13 protein-coding genes and 1 pseudogene are annotated in these 19,514 nt (G+C 61.7%); 10 read left to right on the top strand and 4 right to left on the bottom strand.

Features of this window, described 5'->3' with window-relative positions:
• Positions 1 to 241: 241 nt before the first annotated feature.
• The 5 genes and pseudogenes from NCT32_RS22745 to NCT32_RS22725 form a co-directional block, all read left to right on the top strand.
• A pseudogene (locus NCT32_RS22745) lies at positions 242 to 382 on the top strand (aldehyde dehydrogenase family protein); the annotation flags it as partial.
• Positions 383 to 1,173: 791 nt separating this feature from the next.
• Positions 1,174 to 2,397 carry a glutamine amidotransferase-related protein gene (locus tag NCT32_RS22740; RefSeq protein WP_061121808.1) on the top strand — a complete coding sequence of 408 codons (1,224 nt, stop codon included), beginning with the start codon at positions 1,174 to 1,176 and terminating at the stop codon, positions 2,395 to 2,397.
• Positions 2,398 to 2,510: 113 nt separating this feature from the next.
• Positions 2,511 to 3,404, top strand: coding sequence for a LysR family transcriptional regulator (locus NCT32_RS22735; protein ID WP_061121807.1), 894 nt, complete (start codon positions 2,511 to 2,513; stop codon positions 3,402 to 3,404).
• A 93-nt stretch (positions 3,405 to 3,497) separates the two neighbouring features.
• Complete coding sequence (locus NCT32_RS22730) at positions 3,498 to 5,459, top strand: aconitase family protein (protein WP_061121806.1); 1,962 nt, start codon at positions 3,498 to 3,500, stop codon at positions 5,457 to 5,459.
• Between the two features lie 52 nt (positions 5,460 to 5,511).
• Positions 5,512 to 6,954, top strand: coding sequence for an MFS transporter (locus NCT32_RS22725; RefSeq protein WP_061121805.1), 1,443 nt, complete (start codon positions 5,512 to 5,514; stop codon positions 6,952 to 6,954).
• Positions 6,955 to 7,395: 441 nt separating this feature from the next.
• Here the strand turns inward: NCT32_RS22725 and NCT32_RS22720 are convergent, their stop codons facing one another.
• The 4 genes from NCT32_RS22720 to NCT32_RS37475 form a co-directional block, all read right to left on the bottom strand.
• Entirely contained in the window at positions 7,396 to 8,949 is a 1,554-nt protein-coding gene (locus NCT32_RS22720; RefSeq protein ID WP_250490558.1) for a methyl-accepting chemotaxis protein, read from the bottom strand.
• A gap of 162 nt (positions 8,950 to 9,111) precedes the next feature.
• Positions 9,112 to 10,329, bottom strand: a complete 1,218-nt coding sequence (locus NCT32_RS22715) for an MFS transporter (RefSeq protein WP_284508541.1) — start codon at positions 10,327 to 10,329, stop codon at positions 9,112 to 9,114.
• 304 nt (positions 10,330 to 10,633) lie between these two features.
• A complete protein-coding gene (locus NCT32_RS22710; protein ID WP_250490556.1) occupies positions 10,634 to 10,900 on the bottom strand; it encodes a hypothetical protein in 267 nt (88 codons plus the stop codon).
• Between the two features lie 286 nt (positions 10,901 to 11,186).
• Positions 11,187 to 11,525 carry a reverse transcriptase domain-containing protein gene (locus NCT32_RS37475; RefSeq protein WP_250477656.1) on the bottom strand — a complete coding sequence of 113 codons (339 nt, stop codon included), beginning with the start codon at positions 11,523 to 11,525 and terminating at the stop codon, positions 11,187 to 11,189.
• Positions 11,526 to 11,812: 287 nt separating this feature from the next.
• Here NCT32_RS37475 and NCT32_RS22700 point away from each other — a divergent pair, with 287 nt between their 5' ends.
• The 5 genes from NCT32_RS22700 to NCT32_RS22680 all read left to right on the top strand — a co-directional run bounded on the left by NCT32_RS22700 (position 11,813) and on the right by NCT32_RS22680 (position 18,951).
• Positions 11,813 to 14,131: an EAL domain-containing protein gene (locus NCT32_RS22700; RefSeq protein WP_061121801.1), complete on the top strand. Its 2,319-nt coding sequence runs from the start codon at positions 11,813 to 11,815 to the stop codon at positions 14,129 to 14,131.
• A gap of 6 nt (positions 14,132 to 14,137) precedes the next feature.
• Positions 14,138 to 14,875: a TenA family transcriptional regulator gene (locus NCT32_RS22695; protein ID WP_061121800.1), complete on the top strand. Its 738-nt coding sequence runs from the start codon at positions 14,138 to 14,140 to the stop codon at positions 14,873 to 14,875.
• Positions 14,876 to 15,002: 127 nt separating this feature from the next.
• The gene (locus tag NCT32_RS22690) at positions 15,003 to 15,734 is read left to right on the top strand and encodes an OmpW/AlkL family protein (RefSeq protein WP_409219301.1); all 732 of its coding nucleotides are present in this window, start codon (positions 15,003 to 15,005) and stop codon (positions 15,732 to 15,734) included.
• 305 nt (positions 15,735 to 16,039) lie between these two features.
• On the top strand, positions 16,040 to 17,176 hold the full coding sequence (locus tag NCT32_RS22685; protein ID WP_086961656.1) for an extracellular solute-binding protein: 1,137 nt from the start codon (positions 16,040 to 16,042) through the stop codon (positions 17,174 to 17,176).
• On the top strand, positions 17,173 to 18,951 hold the full coding sequence (locus tag NCT32_RS22680) for a GGDEF domain-containing protein (RefSeq protein ID WP_061121799.1): 1,779 nt from the start codon (positions 17,173 to 17,175) through the stop codon (positions 18,949 to 18,951). The genes NCT32_RS22685 and NCT32_RS22680 overlap by 4 nt, the downstream gene beginning before the upstream one ends.
• Positions 18,952 to 19,514 lie beyond the last annotated feature (563 nt).

Genomic DNA, 19,514 nt, shown 5'->3' with positions numbered 1-19,514 from the left:
TTGCCGCCTCGCATCAAGTGACATACAGACACTCTAGTACGCAATCGCCATCATTCAATGAATTTTCAACTCGGGACACTAGAGATCCGGTATCTGTCTTGTCCGAGGCGAACTCGGCAGCCACCTCGGCAAGTCCAGACCACCGAGTCAACACGGCATGCGAAAGGCATTACGCGGCGCGCCTGCCCCCAAAAACGGTCAGTCATGCATCCCGGATCCCACAGGCCAGGAGACCAGAAGGATCGTGGGCGCGAACGAGGGTGTTGTATCGAGCGAGGCCGCGCCGTTTGGCGGGGTCAAAGAGTCAGGCTACGGGCGGGAAGGCTCGCGTTATGACCTCGACGACTACGCGACGCTCAAGAACGGTTGCGAGGGTGGGCTAGCCGGTCCTCCCAGACAGGAAAGAAATGACTGTTGTACTCTGGAACCGGTCGTTTGGATGGCGCCCATTCCGACCGTCCGTAGTGGGTCGTCATGACTCGTTCGCCGTGCCGAGGAGCGGAAGTTCGACCGCAACCCATTGCAACGACAGCGAAGCCGTACGCTGGAGCCGCGCCGCCGATGGCCGATGAGCGTCGGCTAAGGCGCGAGATGCGTGCGCAAGACTGGGAGCAACTCCAGAAAGATTGATATGTAATTTAAGCTAGGACCACTACAGAACAATGGTTAGCTTAGGTTTATGTAAAATTATAGATCGACTGCTTTGTTTTTGCTTTTTCATCAACACGCGCAGCACAGTTACTTCGTCGGTGACCGGGCCTGCTCTGACGATCTGCGCGCTGCCATCGGACCGAAGACACGCAGGGTCATGCCGGCCTGCGTTGCGATGCACCCGTTGGCGCGTCATACGCCTTCGTGGACTGCTCGGGCGCGATAGGTGCTACTGCGCCTTCTAGCGATGTCATCGCTACCGATCTCGACTTCGCCGACTAATCTGCTGGAAGCGGCGCATGTCGGCGTGGTGCACGGCAGCGCGTTCGGCGTGGAGAACCATGTGCGGATCGCGTATGCTGGTCCGATGCCCACGCTGCGCGACGCGTGCCGGCGCATCGAGACCGCGTGTGCGGCGTTCACACCCGCTGTCGCCGCGGTCCGAAGCGCCGAAGCACCAGACGCCATGCCCGCGACACGTGTGCCGTGTCGCGGGTTTTTCTTTTTATCGGATGGCCTTCCATGCTCTATCTCATCGAAGACGCTACCCCCGAGCCGGCGCAATTCGGCGCCCTTCCCGCGCTGTTCGCCCGGACTTTGAATGCCGAACTCCGCTGCGAGGGCGTGCATTTCGACGAACAGCGGTTTCCCGATGCGCATCGGCACGTCACAGCAGATGGGCGGTTAGTCGCGAGCGGTCTGATCTGGCGCACGCGCACGGGCCTGCCCGACACTGCCGAACCATGCCATGAGATTTTTGCGTTGGCGCGCACGCGCGATATCGTGCTGCTCGTGCAATCGTTCGACGCGTTTCCTACGCAATGCACCGAAGACGTGGAGATGTTGCGCGTCGTTCATGAAGCCGATAGCGCACAGCTCGTCGAAGATGGTTCGGGCGTGGTATTGCAAGCGCATCGGGATCGCTATGGAAGATGGCGATCCACGGAAGACGCCGCATCGCGCGCGAGCGGGCCGTCCATGACGATTGCGCTGATAGGCCGGGAGTGCGACCAGCATCAGCAATACCCCGCGACGCTCGCCGCCCTCGGTGACGCCGCCGATGCGCTCGGCTTCGATCTCGACGTGCGCTTCATCGCGGCGCAGGACATCGACCGCGACAACACAGAAACTTTGCTAGCCGATGCACACGGCATTCTATTGCCGGGCGGCGCGGACATGGCGCGCGTGGCGGGACAGATCGAGGCCGCGCGTTTCGGCTGGCTGGCGTCGATTCCGGTTGTGGGTTTGTGTCTCGGCATGCAGTCAATGGCGACGGCCATCGCGCGGCTCGCGTTGAAGAGCGATGAGATCGGCATGAAGGAGGCGCAGGCCGATGCGCGCGTCGCCAGCTTCGAGCCGATTCCTGTCGGCGAGGATAGCGCGTTGTTGCATCGCTCAGGCTTGCGGCCAATAAGCCTCGTGCCGGGATCGCGTATCGCGGCCATGCTCGGCGCGCAGGCGAGCATTCTCTGCAACCATCGCTACAGGCTCAATCCGGTGCTCGAAGCGCCGCTCGCGTCGCTCGGCGTGACCGTCAGCGCGCACGACGAGAGCGGCTCGATCGCCGTTGCCATCGAGGCCGATAAGCATCCGTTCTTTGCGGGCATGCAAGGGTATCCCGAACTTTCGTCGCGTGATGGCGCGCCGCATCCGTTGCTGATCGGGTTTCTAAAAGCGGCGGCGCGCCGTTCAAAAGCGTATGCGCCCGCTTCGCAAGCGGGCGGTTACCCAAAAGCTCAAACTTAGCTGATCGCCGACGCGAACAACGCGGCATCGACATCCCCGCCCGATGCCACGCAGTAATTCGCTCTTGTGTGGCCCGTGACATACTTCGCCACTAGCCATCTTTTGTCACACGCATGCGCATCGATCCCTACAGTCTCGAGCTCTTCATCTCGGTCGTCGAAGAAGGATCGATCGCACGCGCCGCGAACCGCAGTCACATTGCGCCCTCGGCGTTGAGCAGGCGCATCGCGGATCTGGAAGCGGCCATCGGCGTCGCGCTCTTGATTCGCTCGCCTTCGGGCGTGCAACTGACCGAGGCGGGGCAGCATGCCTATGCGAGCGCGCGCTCCATTCACGGCCAGCTCGAAGGCATGGCGCGCGAAGTGCGGTCGATGAGCGGCCAGATCGCGGGCGTCGTGCGTCTCTATGCGAATGCCTCGGCGATCGTGGGCTTTTTACCCGAACGCCTGACGCTGTTCAAGACGCGCTATCCGCTCGTCGAGATCGCGTTGACGGAACAAATCAGCGATGAAGTGATTCGCGCCTGTCTCGACGATCGCGCGGACGTGGGCATATCGGCGAGCACAAAGGTGCATGCCGGCCTCGACTCGTGGCACTTCGCCGAGGACCCGCTGATGGTCGTCCTGCCGCCCGGTCACGAGCTCGCGCAGGCAGAGGCCTTGAGCTTCCTCGAAGTGACGCGCTTTCCGCTCGTCGCGTTGCAGGCGGGCGGATCGCTCGATCAGACGTTGAAGGAGCACGCCGATGCCGCACGCGTGCCGCTCAACGTGACCGTCACCGTCAACAGCTTCGACGCGCAATGCCGTATGGTCGAGGCGGGACTCGGCATCGGCATCGTGCCGACGAGCGCGGCCTCTGCGTTCGCGGGCTCGCGCAACTTTGTGCGTGTTCCGCTGCGCGAGAGCTGGGGACGCGGCCGCCGGCTACAGGTGCATGCGCCGCGAAAGTCCTCGCGCCTGAAAGCCGTGCAGGCGCTCATCGATACGCTCGTCGAATTCGAGGGTTAATACGGACGTCGCGTCTCGCGACGCCCCCTGTGCCGAACGAGCACTTGGTGCAGGCGCGCGCGTGCGGCTAGATTGGCATCGGAGGAGAATGCGATGGCCAATCTTGATCCAAGCGGGCGAATCTTGTTTCTTTGCGCAGACCCGGCGAGGGTCGAACGGCAACTCGCGGGCGAAGACCTGACGCTCGACGAAGCAGGCGCGCTGCGCGACGACGTATCCACCGACGAAATCACGCCGATCAATGTGCTCACGCGTTTCGACGAGCGTCTCGGCCAATGTCCGTATGTTGGCTTTCATGCGGGTGGACGCAACCCGATTGGCATCGATGACGTGCGTTCGGGTGGATTTCAGGTCACCGTGGCGGGCACGCGTTACGGCAAGGGTTCATCGCGCGAGCATAGCCCGCTCGCCGAATATCACGCAGGGATTCGCCTCGTGATTGCGCGCAGCTTCGAGCGAATCTATCGGCAGAACGCGGACAATCTCGGGCTTTTCACGTCTTCGGACTTCGGATTGATCGAGCGCATCCGGCGCGGCGAGGCGATCGATATCGACGAACTCGTCGCGGATCGCGATCCGTTGGCGGCGGCGATCCTGAAGAGCGGCGGCTTGCTGCGCTATGGAAAGCTGCGCATGCAACGAGTGAGCGTCGGCGAACCATCGAACGACGATACGCCGCGCACGCTCGTCGAAAAGATTCTCGCGCGCCATGCCTTGACGACCGATGTGACGAGCGCGTCGCTGGAACCGGGCAACGGCATTTTCGTGCGCGCCGACTGGCGTTTCATCCACGAGTACTACACCGGCATGGCCGCGCACATGCTGCACGCGACGTTCGGACGCCCGCTCACGCTGCACGACTCGCAAAGCATGCTCGCGTTCGAGGATCATCTTTCGTATTCGCATCGCAGCGACCTGCATGTGCGTAACGGCCTGCTGCCGAACGTGCGCGAATTGTCCGAGGCACATCGCGCTTTCGCGCTCGATTACGATGTGCGCAATCACGGCTATCTGAACGAAGCGAACAGCGCTATCGACGAAGGCTCGGAAGGCATCTCGCACGCCATGATGGCCGAGCGGTACGCGTTGCCTGGACAGGTCGTCGTCGGAACGGATTCGCATACGCCGCATAGCGGCGCGCTGGGCTGCGTCGCGTTCGGCGTCGGCACGACGGACATGGCGAACGCGTTCGTCACCGGCGCGGTGCGCATGACCGTGCCGCAATCGTTGCGTATCGAACTGCATGGCCCGATTCCCCCGGGCGTGACGGCGAAGGACATCGTGCTTCACCTGCTTGCCGATGCGCGCATCCGCGCGGGCGCGGGTGTCGGCAAGGTGTTCGAATTCGCGGGCATGGCCATCGCGAGCCTGTCCACGGACGAGCGCACGACGCTCACCAACATGACCGCCGAACTCGGCGGCTTCACCGGCATCGTCGCACCCGACGATGAAACCGTGCGCTTCCTGAAGGAACGTCGCGGCATCGATTTCACGGTCGAGCCGTGGATGAAGAGCGATGAACGCGCCCGCTACGCCGATGTCATCGCGATCGATTGCGCGCGTCTCTCGCCGATGCTCGCCGCACCGGGCGATCCGGGCAACGGCGTCGCGCTTGCCGCACTCGATGACCGGCCATGCGTCGATATCGCTTACGGCGGTTCATGCACGGCGGGCAAGCGCGAGGACTTCGATCACTATCACGACGTGCTCGCGTGGGCGGCAAAGCGCGGCCTGCGTGTGCCCGATAATGTGAAGCTCTATTTGCAGTTCGGCACGCAGGACGTGCGCGACTATTGCGTCGCGCAAGGCTACGTCGATGCGTTCGAGCGCGTCGGCGCGATTCTGCTTCAGCCCTCGTGCGGCGCGTGCGCGAACTGCGGGCCGGGTTCATCGACACAGGCAACGCAAGTCACCATCAGCGCGATCAATCGAAATTTTCCGGGCCGGTCCGGGCCGGGGAAGGTGTGGCTCGCAAGCCCGCCGACGGTCGCGGCGAGCGCGCTTCTGGGCCGCATCGCATCGTTCGCGGAGTTGCAGCAGCGCTTCACGAAGTGAGCACGATCGAGCCGCCAACGATGCGGCATCAAAATACATACAGGAGACGACAATGGCCATCATGCAGGGCACCTCGGGTCTGCACGACGCCGCCGGGCACGCGCTATCGGATGCGCCCGCAATCGCGGACACAGCGGGCATCTCGGCGCGCATCGACCGGCTTCCCGCGACGCGCGCGGTGTGGAAGCTCGTCTTTCTCTTGAGCCTCGGCTTCTTTTTCGAGCTCTACGATCTGCTCTTCACCGGCTATATCGCGCCGGGTCTCGTGAAGAGCGGCATCCTGAGCGCGACTACCGCGGGCCTCTTCGGCACGACGGGCGTTGCGAGCTTCATAGCGGCGTTGTTCTGCGGGCTTTTCATCGGCACGATCGCTTGCGGCTTTCTAGCGGACCGCTATGGACGTCGCGCGATCTTCACGTATTCGCTGCTCTGGTACGTCGCCGCGAACACCGTGATGGCGTTTCAGGACACGGCGCTCTGGCTCAATTTCTGGCGCTTCGTGTCGGGGCTGGGCATCGGCGTGGAACTCGTGACCATCGGGACTTACCTGTCCGAGCTTGCGCCGAAGCATCTGCGCGGCAGGGCGTTCGCGGTGTGCCAGGCGGTCGGCTTTTCAGCCGTGCCGGTCGTCGCGTTTCTTTCGTATCTGCTCGTGCCGCACGAGCCGTTCGGCCTCGACGGGTGGCGCTGGGTCGCATTGGCCGGAGGCGTGAGCGCGCTCTTCGTGTGGTATTTCCGGCGCAATCTTCCGGAAAGCCCCCGCTGGCTTGCAAGCAAGGGAAGAATCGACGAAGCCGATAAAGTCCTGCGCCGCCTCGAAGACAACGTCTCGCTCCAGTTCGGAAAGCCCTTGCCCGAGCCGGGCCCGTCCGACCCGATCGCGAGGAAGGCAGGCTTCGCGGACATGTGGAAGCCGCCATATCGCAAGCGCACGCTGATGCTGATCGTCTTTCATATCTTCCAGACGGTCGGCTTCTACGGATTCGCGAACTGGGTACCGACCTTGCTCGTCAGGCAGGGCGTGACGGTTACATCGAGCCTGCTCTATACGACTGTGATCGGGCTCGCCGCGCCTATCGGACCCTTGCTCGGATACTGGATCGCCGATCGCTTCGAGCGCAAGCATGTGATCGTGTTCATGGCGGGCGTGAACATCGTCGCGGGCCTGCTGTTCAGTCAGGCATCAGCGGCGGTGATGATCGTCACGCTCGGCGTGTTGCTCACCCTCGCGGGAAATATCATCTCCTTTACCTATCACACGTATCAGCAGGAGCTCTATCCGACGACAATCCGCGCCCGCGCCGTCGGCTTCGTGTATTCGTGGAGCAGGCTATCGGCGGTGTTCAGTTCGTTCGTGATCGCGTTCGTGCTCAAGGAAGCGGGCGTGACCGGCGTGTTCGGCTTCATCGCGGGCGCGATGCTGCTCGTGATGCTGTCCATCGGATTGATGGGGCCGCGCACGCTCGGAAGATCGCTCGAAAGCATCTCGCACTGAGTGCGTCTCGCGTGCGTCAGGCGCCGCAGGCGTGAATTGGCAACTGCAGCTCGCCGAAGGTCACACTGGATTCGACGTCCATATGGCATGCGTAAAGCTAGACCATGGATGCGCCCGGCATCCTTGGCGGGCGGCGCTCGCCCGTCGCACCGGTTGCCGGTCACTGCCCCTTGCGCTGATAACCGGCCTTCAACGCATCGACCACAAGCTCCACCGCTCGCTCGAAGTCGCTGGTCAATCCGGGAAAGCTCGTTTCGGGTCTGGATGCTCTCGCAAAGGCCCACGCGTTCAAGGCCACGATCGAACGCGTGGCTGACTGACGCCCGAATCATTAACCCAAATCTCCGTGCATTCGGGTTTGCCTATGCGCCGCAGCGTAGCCGGCCGCGACGCATCAGCAAGAACTTCGCGCTTGGCGAGGATCGACTCGGACCGCGCGGCTCACTCGACTTGAAACACCGCGACCGCCTGACGCAACGTTTCGGCCTGCTCGGCGAGCGATTGCGCGGCTGCTGACGCCTGTTCGACAAGCGCCGCGTTCTGCTGCGTGACCTCATCCATCTGCGCGACGGCTACGTTCACCTGATCGATGCCCATGCGCTGCTCGCCGGATGCCGCCGCCACCTCGCTCATGATGGCCGTCACACGACTCACGGACGCGACCAGCCCTTCGATCGTGCCGCCCGCATGCTCGACGAGCGCCGAGCCGTTCGACACGCGCGCGTTCGAATCGTCGATGAGCGTCTTGATCTCCTTGGCGGCCACGGCGCTGCGTTGCGCGAGTGCGCGCACTTCGCCGGCGACGACCGCGAAGCCGCGGCCCTGATCGCCCGCGCGCGCGGCCTCGACTGCCGCATTGAGCGCGAGGATATTGGTCTGAAACGCGATGCCTTCGATCACGCCGATGATGTCGGCCATGTGCGACGAAGCCTGCGCGATGCTCCGCATGGTCGCGACCACATTATTGACCGTGTCGCCGCCCTGAGTCGCGTCGCCGCAAGCTTTCGTCGCGGCGTGCGTGCCCTCGGCGGCGTTGTCGGCATTCTTCGCGACGGTGCTCGCGAGTTCTTCCATGCTCGCCGCCGTTTCCTCGAGCGATGCGGCCTGCGACTCCCTGCGCTTCGACAGATCGACGGTGCCTTGCGCGATCTCGCTGGCCGCTTCGGCGATCGCCACGCTCGATGACTGAATGCCGAGAACGATCGTGTTCAGACGCGCGCGCATCGTTTCGAGCGAGACCATCAGGCTGTCGGGGCTGCGGCCGTCGACGGCGATCCCATCGCGCAGATTGCCTTGCGCGATGCGCGCGGCGAGTGCCATCGCTTCGCCCGGTTCGCCGCCGAGCGCGCGCGTGAGACCGCGCGTGATGACGAGCGCGGCCACGATGCCGGTGAGCACGGCTGCCGCGCCGAGCGCGAGCATGATCGCCTTGGCGCGGGCGTAGGCGGCGTCGGCGTCGCGGTTGGCGACATCGTTCTGTTCATCCTGCAGCGCGATCATGTCCTTCGTGGTGCTCATCCAGTCGCGCTGCACGGGTCGCAACTCGTCGATCAGCACACGAATCGCGGCCTGTTGCTCGCGCGCTTCGGCAAGCGAGATCGCCTTTTCGACGATCGGCGCTGCGGCCGCTTCGTTCGCGCGCAGCTTGTCGAAAACGGCGCGCTCGCTTGCAGAGGTGTGGTCGCTTTCCCTGAAGCGCGTGCCGAGTGCGTCGTAGGCCTGCGCATAGCCTTGCGCCTGCGTGCGGATGCGTGCTTTCTCCGTCTCGACTGCGGCGGTATCTGTCAGGAGCGCGATGTTGCGCAGCGCGATCATCCGGTCGCTCACCGACAGGCTCAGCGCGTGTGCGAGCTTCGCTTCCGCATTGTTGACTTCGACGACTTCATCGAAGCGGGCCTGGATTTGCGACATGCTGACGAGACCGAAGGCGAGCACCGCGAACAACATCGACAGCACGATGCCGAAGCCCAGGCCCAGTTTGGTGACTACCTTCATGGTTGTGATTCTCCGTAGACAGATGCGAAAGGGTTTCCCCAATGGGAAAGCCGTTGCTTTCATGCTGTTTACGGACTGCCTTCGCTTTACTTTATGGTGCTTTCGCGGCTTTTCGGCATGCCTTCCGCGGACGCGTTGGCTCACAAGCGACCCTTCGCCCTTCTACCGATGCGACCTCTCCTTCACCGCGTGAAGTGTCAGGACACTGTTGCCGGCGATACCTGTGACGCCCAGCGCGATCAAGGCTCCCGTCGGTCCAAGTATTGTCGCAAAGAGGCCCGCTAGCAGCGTTCCGAGCGGCCAGCATCCGATACCGACAGTGACCAGACCGAACACACGACTGCGCATGACGCCGGGCACGGACTCGATCACGATAGTCGTCTGGTGTATGTTGTAGGCGGCGCTACCAAAGCCGCCGATGAAGAGAATGACGAGCAATGAAGCCAGCGAGCATCGGAAAGAACTTGCGAACCCAGCGATCGCAATAGCCAGGAAAAACACACTCGATCCGGCTATCAACCAGACAAAGGAACGCCCTCGCAGGCGAGTGCCTCCGATGATCGCGCCCGCGACAAAAGATCCCGCAGGCTCCGCCGACGAAAGCACGCCGATCATCGTGGCCGACAAGTCGAACGTGTCCCTTCCGAGCGGTGTCAGTAGAACGTTATAGCTATAGCCGCATAAGTTCGTGATTGTCGTCACGATCAAGAGCGCCATGATCGTTTTACTGTCGAGCGCGTATTGCCACGCTTCCCTGAGGTCCTCGCGGAACCGCGTCAGGGAGAGGCGCCCGGATGGCGCATGCACGGTCGAAAGTCGAAAGGTGCACGCCGCGGCGCAAAGCGACGCCGTCGCGGAGAGAAAATAGGATGTCGCGACGCCGAGTGCTCCGTATATCAGGCCTCCAAGCAGAGGCCCAATGCATCGCGTCGCGAAGTTGGTCATGCTGTCGATAGCGACCGCGCGAGAGGCCATCGCCGAACCTGCTGTCTCTGCGATCATGCGCCGACGCGCAGGCATCTCGGTGGCATAGACGACACCGCTCACGAGCGCGGCAGCGCAAAGGTGCCATGTCGACAGAACCCCGAGGAAAGACAAGATTCCTACTGTCGCCGACGAAGCGCTCGCCAGCAACAATCCGAGCAGCACTATTCTCTTGCGATCCATCGCATCGGCGACGACGCCCATGACCGCGCCGCTCAAAAGCAGCGGGAGACTTCGACACGCGGAGACCAGCGCGACTTCTACTGCCGAATTGGTCGCCTTGAAGGTGAACAGCGCCGCTGCAAGCATTTCCAGCCACATCATCGACGTTGAGACCGCTCCGGCCGTCCAGAGTGGTAAGAAACCTTTGGTGCGTATCACGCTTGTCGGGTGCATCGATTGCGTTACACCACGTTCCTTCGCTGATGGAGAATGTTCATCTCAAGCGTTTTGATTGGAAGCCGTCAGGCAGCGGCCGCGCCTGTCGCGTTGGTCCGAGAGGTTCTGTTACGCGTTGTCGTGATCGCCAAACGGCGAGCGCCGCTGGGTTACGCAGCAGTGCATCGTACGATGATGCCGCCGGCGGAATCGAAATAGACGATGCCGCGCTGGCTTCGTCATGTCGATGGATCGCTCCTAACAAGGAAGCAGCCGTTCGCGAGCCTTTTCAATGCCAACATGACGAAGCGATCGGTCATCGTCACTCTCTTTTGAGCGCGGCGTCTCTGCGGGGCGACTCGGTACTGTTGCCCGACTCAGGTGAGACTTCCTGTTTCGACCGGTGTTGTGCAGGAGACTGTTCGGCCTCGCCGGAAGTTGGTTGACGCACTCCTTGGGCGGGATCACCGCCTGTGGCGGCGCCCGGTCCTGGCTGGTTGCCCAGCGAGCCACCACCGCTGGCTCCGCTGCCGGCATCGCCGAGCGGCTTATCGGTGCTGCCCGGTCCTTCCAGACGATCGCTGCTCATGACCATTCTCCTTCCTTTTTGGCCTCATTAATGCGCAATGGGCGTGCCACGGGCGGCGGCTGGGCTTGCCATGTCGACTGTGTCGCGAGAGCTGGCCCTCTAGGCAACAGAATCGATTGGCGTGCCGGCGCGCTGCGCGAGCCGTCGTGTCACGCGCGGAAAGAGCGTCTTCATGCGCCCGTAAGCCGTCCGAACAGCACAACGCGTTGCGGCTCATCGGAATCCTCTCCGATGAATAGCTCGGCGCGATACCCACACCTCAGTTCGTCGTCGTAAATTGGGGCTATCAGGCACCGGCTGATAACACCACGGCGTCATCCGCGTAACGCACCATGACCAGCCCTGCCTGGCGCATTTCCACGTCAAGCTCGTGCAGATACGGATTTGCCAACAGGGGGCTGACAACCGCCCCTTGTGGAATGCCGGAAGTCGGCGTCCAACGCGTCATGTCTTCCATGATGTCTTGCTTGAGAAAGTACAGGGGTAAGTGTGGAAACGAGTCCTTCCGCTCGACCTTACTCCGCAATGCCGCGAGCGCATTCTGTCGCGACTCGGTTGCCTCATGCGATAAAAACAACGGTTGCCACTCTTTCTTATTATCAAACGCTTTGATGGCGGCTACCACGAGTACTATTCGACCCTCGAGGGTTTTCGAATAGGGCCTCAAGTTCATATTCCTCGTGCCGTTATAGATCGAAGCGACAGCATCTCACCGCAAAACACGATCGTTCGAAACAATTCGACGGTCTTTGCGGCGGGACTGTATTTTCTTCGCTATGCACAGAGAAACCGATAACAAGGCTCGGTATGCCAGCGTCATCGAAGACCAATCGACAGTTGTTGAAGACTACGTGGCCTTTTTTGGCAGTCGTTGCCTCGCTGCTGGCTCTTGTCGCTACGAGCCTCTCGATTATGTCGTCCGTTCGCGCGTATATCGGTGGTGAGAGCACGTGGTCGAAGGGCCAGAAGGACGCAGTTTTATATCTCATCCGCTATGCGCAGACCGGCGATGAAGCTTCCTTTCGTCAGTATGAAAGCGCGATCGCCTACCCGCTTAATCTGAAGCGTGCCCGACTCGCGCTCGAAGGTGCCTATCCCGATCTCGGCTCGGCTCGAATGGCACTGCTCGAAAGCGGCGTCGACGCGGCTGACGTTAGCTCAGTCATCTGGGTCTTTCGGACCTTCCGCCGCGTCAGCTACTTCGAACACGCGGTGACATATTGGACACGCGGCGATGCGCTCGTTGATCAGCTCGTCTCGACCGCCCAAAAACTGCGCCTCGCCAAGCTCACTGGCGCGTCCGGCCAGGTCGAAGTGGAGCTTTTGACGGGCGAAATCTGGAACATCAATTCGGCGATTGCACCCATTTCGCGGGCATTCGCCGACGTGCTCGGCTCCGCATTCCGAAAAACAGCATTGTTACTGTTCGCCATCAACGTCGTGGTCGCGGCGCTCCTGGTCTCACTGTCCGTGTGGTACGCACGCCGCTTCATTACCGCGCGACTCGCCTCGGAGCACGCGTTGAGGCGAAGCGAGGCGCGCGCGAAAGCCACGCTGGGCTCGATCGGCGAGGCCGTCGTCTCCGTCGGGCCATCGGGCCTCGTTGAGTTCATTAACCCCGCCGCAGAGCGCCTCTTCTGTCGTGAAGCAGGCAGTTGCGTGAAGCACGAGTTGACTGCGCTTGTCTCCATCGCACGGGAATGGGACCGGCGGCCCGTTGACCCGATCGAACAGGCACTGCGCGGCACCGAGCCATGGGACCCGAGTACCGATCTCGTGCTGACTAACCGAGAAGGCACAGAGACCGTTGTGCAAGCGATCACGTCCGTCGTGCACGATACGTCCGACACGATCACGGGTGCCGTGCTGCTGTTGCGGAACATGACCCGTGAGCGCGAATACGTCTCGAATCTGTCGTGGCAGGCGTCGCACGATGGCTTGACGGGCTTGCTCAATCGTACCGAGTTCGAGCGACGTCTGTCCGCCTCGCTCGATGCGCAATCGGACGTCAAAAGCACACAGCGTCCCTGCATGCTGATGGTGCTCGACCTCGACCAGTTCAAGGTGGTAAATGACACGTACGGCCATGCGGCCGGCGACACGATGCTGCGCGAGGTGGCGGCACTCTTCAGGCAGTGTCTTCGCGAGGAGGATTCGGTCGCGCGCCTGGGCGGCGATGAGTTCGCCGCGCTCATGGCCGATTGTGACGAGCAAACTGCGACGGGCATTGCCGAGCGCCTACGACAGGAGGTCGCCGCGTTCCAGTGGTCGTGCGAAACACACACGTTGTCGACGAGCGTGAGCATCGGCTTGGTCGATTTGCGGGGGCTCGACATGGAAACGGCGATGCGCTTCGGCGATATCGCCTGCTATCTCGCCAAGGAGCGCGGGCGCGATCGCGTGCATCTGGCCGTGCGCGGCGACAAGGAACTCACTCGTCATGCGAGCGCCATGTCATGGTGCGGTCGCATCAAGGACGCGTTGGCGAACAATCGCTTCTGCCTCTACGCACAGGAGATCCGCGCGGTTCAGCGGGCGGACGGCATCGACGAGTCCGCGCAGCATCCGCGTCACGTAGAGGTGCTGCTGCGCATGGTCGGTGACGGCGGTAAGATCGTATCGCCCTTCTCCTTTCTACCCGCTGCCGAGCGGTACGGACTAATGTCCGCGATCGACCGCTGGGTTGTGCGCGCCGTGTTCACGACGCTCGCCAGGATAGGCAATCCCGAGGGCGTGCAATACGCGATCAATCTGTCGGGTGCCTCGATCGGCGACGAGCGCTTTCTCCAATTCCTGACCGAACAGTTCGAACTCAGCCCCATCGCCCCTGAGTCCATCTGCTTCGAAGTGACCGAAACCACCGCGATCGCCAATCTCGCAGCCGCCGCGCGTTTTATCCGCACGTTGAAGAAGCGCGGCTGCAAGTTTTCGCTCGATGACTTCGGCGCGGGCATGTCTTCGTTTGGCTATCTGAAGCACCTGCCGGTCGATTACATCAAGATCGACGGCGGATTCATCAAGGACATGCTCAAAGATGCCGTTAGCAAGGACATGGTGGCAGCGATCAACGACATCGGCCATTCGATGGGGCGTCTGACCATCGCGGAATACGTCGAGAACGAAGCGATCCTGCGCGCATTAAGCACGATGGGCGTGGATTTCGTTCAGGGGTTCCATGTGGGCCGACCGGCTCTTTGGGCGCAGAACGTTGAATTTCTTGCAATGACGTAGGAGGAGATGTTGGATCCCACTTTTCAGCGGGTTGGCGACTTGAAGGACATCGCCAGCTACCCAGCCTGGTTGGGCGACGTGCTGACCGAAACAAATCAGACCAAGCAGACCATCATCGGCCATCCCATCTTTGCCGCGATGCGCGAAGCAAGGCTGACGTCGCGGCAGGCCGAAGCATTTCTCGTCAACGGCTGGCCGGTTGTCGAGCAATTTCCGCAGTACATGGCGATGAATCTTCAGAAGCTGCGCTACGGGCATTCTCGCGGCGAGGATCTGGCGCGGCGCTATTTGACCCGCAACATCCGCGTCGAGCAAAACCACGCGGACTACTGGGTCGACTGGGCAGCCGCGCACGACGTCAATAAGCGCGCATTGATGAAAGGCGGCGGCCCTTCCCTCGCCTACGCACTTTCGCACTGGTGCTGGAAGAGCAGCAGCGGGGACCCGCTTGCCGCGAGCATCGCCGCAACCAACTTCGCAATCGAGGGCGTCACGGGCGAATGGTCGACGCTTGTTTGCAGCAGTGACACCTACGCGAACAGCTTCCCCACCTCGATGCGCCGCAAGGCCATGCGCTGGCTCAGTCTGCACGCGCACTATGACGACGCACATCCGTGGGAAGCGCTCGAGATCGTCGCGACACTGCTCGGCAACGCGCCCGGCGTTGACGAGGTACACGCGGTGAAGCGCAGCATCGAAATGAGCTACGAGTATTTCAAGGTAAGCCTCGACTGCTGTCTGTAGGTTTAGAGACTACCGGTTCACTTGCTTTCTTTTGTGCGTACTTCGCCTCGGGCCTGGTGGCTGAGGCGATGTGAACGCGCTCGCCTGTTACCGATTGAAATCTGAAACGAGAAGAGAAGAAATGATGCTGAAACACATTACATGCGCGGCCCTCGCAACAATGAGCATGGCGGGCGTGACGTGCGCGAACGCGCAGTCGGCGGGCGATATCCAGGTCAGTGCCGGCTGGATGCACTTCGCACCGCAGGATTCGAGTGGCCCCTTCAACGTCACCGCGCTCGGTCAGACGGTGACGAAACAAGGAGCAAGCGCGTCAGTAAGCGATGCAGATACATTCGGACTGACCCTTCAGTATTTCGTCACCGACCACATCGCGGTCGAAGCGGTGACGGGCGTACCGCCGAAGTTTCATCTCAACGGCGAAGGCACGCTCGGGCCGCTGGGCGAACTGGGTACGGCCCGCGAGTGGAGCCCGACGCTACTGCTCAAATACTATTTCCTCAGCGCGCAGAGCAAGTTCCGCCCTTATGTCGGCGCGGGCGCCTCGTATGTGTGGTTCTCGGACGTAAAGCTGAGCCAGCAAATGGCCAACGGTGCGTTCCTCTATTCGCCACAGACAGGCACGGCATTGACGGGGCCCACGAGCGTGCATATCAGCAACTCGTTCGCACCTGTTGTGAACGCTGGACTTTCGTACAACTTCACCAAACACTGGTCGGCGGCATTCTCCGTGTCGTACATGTGGCTGTCCGCACGCGCAACACTCACGACGAATTCTGCCGTGGGGCAAGTCAAGAGCGAATCCAAGCTGAAATTGGATCCGATCGTGACGTTTTTATCGGTCGGCTACACGTTCTGAGTCTTCCAATGCAGGCCTATGGGCTATGTCAGCAATGTAGGGGCGAATACTCCGGTACAAAGTGGTGCGGGCGGGAGTGACTCGTAGAGGCCCCTCGGAAACTCAGCATCGGTTGGGCAACAGTCGGTAAATGAGCGGTGCAAACGTCCGGACGAGCCGGCGCGGCTAAAGATCGCCTGCACGAAACCGTTAACGCAATGGAGCCGTTTCAGGATATCGGATGCCGTTGCATTCAGCCTTGTCGAATCCAGCCGGGCTTGATGCTTTAGAACGACGCATCAGGTCACAGTTCGAAGGTCTACCAAATGAGCCTTGGTTCCTCACCGCCCAATCGGAGACGCATCCTGCTCTCTTGGGGATGCGAGATTGCGAAGCGCATATTTCGGCGCGTCAGTTTTTCTTCGCGCCCCCCCGTTGCCGCGCTCACTTTCTTCACGCTGACGTTGTGTGGCCTGCCGACCTTCGCCCAAGAAAACGTGCTGCGGGTGCTCGCGTGGCCGGGTTATGCCGACAACGACGTCGTGAAGAAGTTCGAAAGTCGCTTCAACGCGCGCGTCCAAGTGACCTTCGTAGACTCGGACGAAGCTTTGTCGGACAAGATGCACACAGGCGGCAAGCCGCCGTTCGACGTGCTGGCTGCCAACACCGCGGAGATACACCGCTATACGTTGGAGAATCTGCTCTCTCCGCTCAATCTGGGAGAGCTTCCCAACACGCAACGTCAATTGCCGCGGTTTCGCGCGGTCTCGTCGATCGACGGACTCACCGCGAACGGCAAGATCTACGCGATCCCGTTCACGTATTCGTCGATGGGACTGATCTACGATCGCAAGCAGATTCCCATTGCGCCTCGCTCCATGAAGGAGCTCTGGAACCCACGCTATCAGGGCAAGGTGCTCGACTTTAACAGCGCGCAACACAACTTTTCGTTCGCGGCGCTGGCACTCGGCTACCCGCATCCGTTCCAGCTCACCGACGGACAGATGCGAGAGATCGCGCGAAAACTGGTCGACTTGCGCCGTAACCTGCTCACCTATTACACCGTGCCCGAGGAAGCCACGGCGTACTTCATCCAGCACAAGGCCGCGCTCATGTTCGGCAATTACGGTACCCAGCAACTCGCCTTGCTGCGCAAGGCCGGTGCGGATGTGGGTTATGTCATTCCCGAAGAGGGTGCGCTCGCCTGGCTCGATTGCTGGGCCATGACCCAATCGGCCACGAACCGGCCGCTCGCGCTAGCCTGGATCAACTACATGCTCGAACCCGACGTGAGCGCCCTGCTCACCCAGCGACAGGGCCTGGCGAACACGTTGATCCTTCCACCTGAACACAGCAGCGACAGCGCTCATCTCATCTGGATCCAGCCCGTGGAAAACATCGAGGAGCGCGAGTCGCTCTGGAGCCGGATCGTGTCGGGCGACCGGCCGGAGCGCTTTCGATGATGCGGCCAGGACTGATGGTGAAGTTGTCGTTGCTGCTTGCTTTGATTGGCGTGCTGGCGTCGGGCTCGACCGGCTACTACGCGTATCGCGCCAATCGCACAATGCTGGCCGGCGAGGCGGGGCGCAATCTTCTCACTGCGACGGAGCTGCTTGGCCAGCGCTTCTCGGTTTCCATCGACGACATGGCTGCCGACGTGCTCGTGCTCGCCACCATGCCGTCCTCGGCGCTCATCGCACAATCGGCGAACGACCTGAAAACGAAGGAGGACCGGGCGCGGCTTGCACAGGTCTTCTCGAGCTTCATGCTCCATCATCCTGGGTATCTTCAGGCACGGCTCATTGCGCGCGATCGTTTCGGGCTGGAAAGAATACGATTCGATCGCGACGGACACGGCATCGTCGAGGTCCGGGAAGGCAACCTGCAGGAAAAAGGCCAGTTCGCGTACGTCTTCGACACCTTGGCATTGGCGCCCGGACGCGTCTATATCGGCCCGATCACCATCAATCGCGAACACGGCGCGCACTACGCCGAAGGCAGGCCCATCCTGCGCCTCGCCGCGCCCATCGCCACGCCCGCAGGCGTCGTCGTAGGCGTGGTGGTGCTCGACGTGGATCTCGCGGTCCTGCTCAAACTGCTGCGGACCGACTTGCCCGCCGACTATGAGGTGTATCTCGCCAACGAATGGGGCGACTTCCTCGTTCATCCCGATTCTTCGCAGTCGTTCGGCTTCGACAAAGGGCGCCGCGTGTTCATGCAGGACAGCTTCGCCGCGACAAAGCCGCTCTTCGAGCGCACGGCAAACAGCGTGCTGATCAACGGACTCGCCAACCCAGAGCAGGCGCACGACGAGGTGCTCGCATTCGTGAGGCGGCCGTTCGGCGCGTCGGCGGGCAATCGCTTCATCGTGCTCGGGCTCGGCAAGCCGCTCTCGGACGTGCTGTCCGGCGCCAATTTGCTCGGCGATCAGATCGTGCGAATGATCCTATTTTCGAGCTTGGCAGCGCTCCTGCTCGCCATCCTGTTTGCGCGCGCGCTGACGAGGCCGCTGCAGATACTCACCCATGCGGCCACGCATTTCTTTGCCGACAACGCGACCGAAGCATTGCCGCTCAAACGCACCGATGAGATCGGCATGCTCGCGCGCTGTTTCGACCACATGCGGCGCGAAATCAAATCCCAGGTGGATGCGCTTCACGACAAGCAGCATCAACTCGCGCATCTGGCCAATCACGACGTGCTCACGGGCCTGCCCAACCGCATGCTGTTCATGCAAAAGCTCGACACGGCAGTGCATGACGCGACCGCAAACGGCGAGAGGCTCGCCGTGCTGTTCGTCGATCTGGACCGCTTCAAGCAGATCAACGACCAGTTCGGTCATTCATTCGGCGACACCGTGCTCGTGGCCGTGGCGGGCCGTCTGCAACAAGTGCTTTCGAAGGGACATACGGTGGCGAGACTGGGCGGCGACGAATTCGTCGTTTTGGTGGAAGGCGCGTATTCCTCCGATTCGGCGGCGGATCTCGCTGCGGACATTGTGCGAGCACTCGATAGCGACCTTCCCGTGAGCGGGAGAAAGGTGGTCGTGGGCGCAAGTGTCGGTATCAGCGAGTTTCCACAAGACGGCATCTCCGCGCGCGATCTACTTCTCAATGCAGACACCGCGATGTATGTCGCGAAGTCGAAAGGGCGCGGATTCTGGCAACGCTATGGTGACTTGTCCGGGGAGCAGCATGTCAAGACCGCATATGTGAACACGCTTACCAACGAGACCTAGTTCTCGGCAGTTCGACGCTGTGGAAACGCCCGCGTGAACATCCGGGCGCGAATTGAAGACCGAAACGTGTACGCGATGACTTCCGGGGGGGGCCTAATGTGCGTGCTTGGGGGGCCCCCGCGGCTACTCACCGAAGAGCCTTGCGCAGGTCCGCAGCGGGACCCGCAACTGCGTTCGAACGTTCGCGCCTCGGCCCGACTTCGCGCCGGTAAAACGGTCTCATCGGCGTTCGTCCGGGATCGACCGTGGTCAGCGGGAGTTCAATTGGCGGTCACTGAACCTCCCTGTGTAAATAGATCACACCGCACGTGCTGCCCCTGCGGTGTAGGCAAGTCTCGAAGAAGTCACGCATTCCCCTTCCCTGATGGACGCGCAGACTCGCACGGAGTCGACAGCGCACGGTCATGGCGATAAAAGCGCCTGCGATCAGTGGCAACATAGCGAACGCCGCGCTACATCTAGACGATTTTGGCCGATCGCCCGATCCATTAGTCAGTATGACTCCGCGAGGCAGGGGCTGGCCTGGCGCGCGGAATCAGACGCGGGTTAGCATCGCTGCCAGA

Source organism: Caballeronia sp. INML2 (assembly GCF_023631365.1).
Lineage (GTDB): Bacteria > Pseudomonadota > Gammaproteobacteria > Burkholderiales > Burkholderiaceae > Caballeronia > Caballeronia turbans.
The sequence above is the reverse complement of the archived record's forward strand: the minus strand, read 5'-3'. Positions and strand labels throughout refer to the sequence as shown.